Genomic DNA, 1,656 nt, shown 5'->3' with positions numbered 1-1,656 from the left:
AAGTCACTCACCTGGGATCGTGGCATGGAGTTGGCGAACCACAAAGACTTCACAATCGCCACGGACGTGAGGGTCTACTTCTGCGACCCACGGAGTCCTTGGCAGCGCGGTACCAACGAAAACACGAACCGACTTCTGCGCCAATACTTGCTTCACGGCACGCAACTCGATCAATATTCGCAGGCTGCGCTAAACAAAATCGCCGCGCGACTAAATGAAAGGCCGAGAAAGACCTTGGGCTTCATGTCTCCGGCCGATAAACTACGTGAGGCTGTTGCAGCGACCCATTGAACGTGCCATGCCTTGGTTCAGGAAAAGAAGATCCCGGCGTCGCAGAAAAAGCGCTGATCATCTCTGAGCTGAGGCAGCATTACCCCCTATCTGGGCTGCTCAAATTCGCATGCCTCGCACGAAGCACCTTCTACTATCGAGAACAGATAGCGCAGGTGAAGGACCGGTACGCAGATCTCAAAGAGAAGATCCAGACAGTGTTCGCGCGACATAAAGGGCGTTACGGTTATCGCCGCATCACTGCCGCAATTCGTCGGGATGGATCGCTTGTGAATCATAAGACTGTTCAGCGCCTCATGGGGGAGCTGAAATTGAAGTCGCTGGTACGGGTTAAAAAGTATCGTGCCTACATGGGCGAGGTTGGTGAAGTCGCGCCCGACATTTTAAAGCGCGACTTCAAAGCAACGCGGCCAAACGAAAAATGGGTCACTGACGTGACCGAGTTCAAGGTCGGGGATCAGAAGCTCTACCTCTCCCCGATACTTGATCTTTACAATGGCGAAATAGTGTCCTACAAGATCGCTCGTCGGCCATTGTTTAATATGGTGGAGGCCATGCTGGATGGGGCCTGGACACGGCTGAAGCGAAGCGAACGTCCTATATTGCACTCAGATCAGGGGTGGCAATATCGTATGCCGATCTATCGCCGTAGCCTCAAACAGCATTCGATCACGCAGAGCATGTCACGACGAGGGAATTGCCTCGATAACGCGGCGATGGAGAGCTTCTTCGGAACGCTGAAATCCGAGTTCTATCATCTGAACTCGTTTCAAGATGCCGACGAACTGCAGAGAGGCATCGATGAATATATTCGGTACTACAACAATGACCGTATCAAACTGAAGCTAGGGGGCATGAGCCCGGTAGAATATCGAACGGGCTTGCTGCAGCCATAGCCGTGTTACCGTCCAACTCTCGGGGGTCAGTTCACAGGAAGCGGACACGTGCACACTATCGCCGAAGAAGCGCCCAGGGGGCGCACGCGCCGCACATACAGTGCGTCATTCAGAGCCGAACTCATNGAGCAATGCCGGCAACCCGGCGTCTCCTGCTCAGCNGTGGCGGTNTCGCATGGCATGAATCCAAACGTGCTGCGGCGCTGGATCAAGGAAATCGACAGCGCGAAGGCACTACCCCAAGTCCTCGAACAGCGGGCCGTCGATGTCCAATCGGCCTTCGTCACGCTGCCGATACCTGTTGCCATACCGCAAATTCGCGCGGCCGAGCCTGCCGACGTGCGTATCGAAATCCAACGCAAAGGCGCGGTGGTATCGATCATGTGGCCGGCTGCGCGCCTGAGCGAGAGTGCGGCCTGGGTGCGAGAGCTCACGCGATGATCCGCATCGACGCGATCTGGTTGGCCGT

General features: G+C 55.5%; 2 protein-coding genes and 1 pseudogene. All 3 read left to right on the top strand.

Going from position 1 to position 1,656, the window contains the following annotated elements:
- A partial coding sequence (locus OVY01_RS22895; RefSeq protein WP_267848895.1) for an IS30 family transposase occupies positions 1 to 291 on the top strand: 291 nt, incomplete at its 5' end.
- 17 nt (positions 292 to 308) lie between these two features.
- A pseudogene (locus OVY01_RS22890) lies at positions 309 to 1,187 on the top strand (IS3 family transposase); the annotation flags it as partial.
- A 48-nt stretch (positions 1,188 to 1,235) separates the two neighbouring features.
- Positions 1,236 to 1,628, top strand: coding sequence for a transposase (locus tag OVY01_RS22885; protein ID WP_267849952.1), 393 nt, complete (start codon positions 1,236 to 1,238; stop codon positions 1,626 to 1,628).
- Positions 1,629 to 1,656 lie beyond the last annotated feature (28 nt).

This window comes from Robbsia betulipollinis, from assembly GCF_026624755.1.
In the GTDB taxonomy this organism is placed as follows: Bacteria; Pseudomonadota; Gammaproteobacteria; order Burkholderiales; family Burkholderiaceae; genus Robbsia; species Robbsia betulipollinis.
Note: the sequence above shows the minus strand (reverse complement) of the source record. Positions and strands in the feature narration are given on the sequence as shown.